Annotated in this window: 2 protein-coding genes and 1 pseudogene; all 3 read right to left on the bottom strand. The window is 47.2% G+C overall.

The genetic code is table 11. The features are described from left to right. The coding region (locus GRP75_RS26450) for a lantibiotic immunity ABC transporter MutG family permease subunit (protein WP_160790832.1) at nt 1-670 on the bottom strand (670 nt) is incomplete at its 3' end. Between the two features lies 1 nt (nt 671). Beyond that, a complete protein-coding gene (locus tag GRP75_RS26445) occupies nt 672-1,403 on the bottom strand; it encodes a lantibiotic immunity ABC transporter MutE/EpiE family permease subunit (protein WP_160790831.1) in 732 nt (243 codons plus the stop codon). A gap of 1 nt (nt 1,404) precedes the next feature. Beyond that, a pseudogene (locus GRP75_RS26440) lies at nt 1,405-1,586 on the bottom strand (lantibiotic ABC transporter ATP-binding protein); the annotation flags it as partial.

Below are 1,586 nucleotides of genomic sequence, written 5' to 3'. Positions count from 1 at the left end.
CTCCCGAATCAAGCCGTATAGCTTCAGGAATAGATACTGCTGAGTTTATACCGTATTGCACCCAGATCGTGATGAACCGGGCAGTCCAAGCAGAGGGGATGAATATCCAATTATGATCACCCAGCCCTGTAAGAAGCAAAGCGGACAATAGACTCTTCATAATGCCTAGACCGATGGAAGCTCCCTTACCGAACCGCAAACTAATGAAAAAATGCAGAAAATAGAGGAATACACTGGACATAAACAGAATGCAGGCAGCCAACACATAAAACTTCAAGCCATACGGTGACTCTCTCATAAGATATATATAGCCAGCCCCAAAGCCACCGGAGGCAAGCAGCACACTGCCAAATCCCAAGATCAGGAGCAGGCTGAGCTTGCTCAGGAAAGGTAGCAGCTTCACTGGCGAGATCAATAGCTGCTGGAAATAGCCAGCGACTGCCTCCTGCTCAACAGCAATGGAGCAGACAATACCAATCATGGTAGGAAGAACAACGGCCAAGACCAGCAAATAGCCGTCCACCTTTGAAATCGGTGAATACGGAGTAAAGGAATAATAGGCTAGAAAGATTGCTATGCCTAAAAGCGGCACAAACAGCTGCACAAGCAGTAAGGGCTGCCTTCTAAGTTTAAGCACATCGGATTTCAGATAGCGGAAAAAAGAAATCATCTTATTTAGCCTCCCGCTTGCGGAAGGACATCGCCGTCAGTATCGACAGAATTATAAACAGGCAGATTGTGATCACTAGGCCGGGTACAATCACGCCTTTATCCAAAAGCGGATCTCCTGAAGGAACGGCAAGCCCATTAGGTAGCACTTTAATGACGGCGCACATTAATCGGGCTGGAATAGCATAAGGGACCGCCCACCACACAGAGGACGTAGCGAACAAAATGGTGCAGGATACGTTGCCCAGCATATTAATAATTAGAGTGGCAAACATGCCTATTCGGTCCGTCAGGGACAGGCAAAGTGGAACTTGCCACAAAAAGGTGATGAAGAGGATTAGAGTTGCAGCAACGCTTCCTGCTAGTGTCACAGAAGTTGAGAATACGAATCCGCCAAGAGTTATCCCTATAAATAGGACAATAAAGGAAACCATTAAGAGTCTTACGCAAACCCCGATTTTACCGTACCATACCTGAGCCAAATCTACAGCCATGCCGAGGACAGCACGGTATTTCAGCTTCTTGCAATCCTTTTGGATCACTCCTGAGCACATTAAGGTGAGGGCACCTGGCAGCAGCATGAAATACCACCAATTGTAGCTGGCGCTTTGGAGCATACGTCCCCCCATGAGTACGGTACACAGAAGAAGAGTAGCGATGGGGGCAAGCCAGACCAACTTTTTTGTGAAGGTACGCTTTAATTTTAGATGTTCGGCGGCTATATATTGCTGCATCCTACTCATCCCCTTTTCGGTATTCCTGTGCAATCTGCATGAACAACGATTCCAGGCTTTGTCCTGGAGTGACCGCCTCTTGATAAGCTAATACGCCGCCGGCAATGATACCGACATGGTCAACGATTTGTTCGACTTCGGATAAAATATGGCTGGAACGAATTACGGTAATTCCTTGCTTCG

Origin of the sequence: Paenibacillus sp. OT2-17 (genome assembly GCF_009827695.1) — a bacterium.
Taxonomy (GTDB): Bacteria; Bacillota; Bacilli; order Paenibacillales; family Paenibacillaceae; genus Paenibacillus; species Paenibacillus polymyxa_B.
The sequence above is the reverse complement of the archived record's forward strand: the minus strand, read 5'-3'. Positions and strand labels throughout refer to the sequence as shown.

What these genes read in the sequence shown, in the direction of transcription:
- GRP75_RS26445 (WP_160790831.1), bottom strand. Translation starts at nt 1,403, where the DNA reads ATGCAGCAATATATAGCCGCCGAACATCTAAAATTAAAGCGTACCTTC.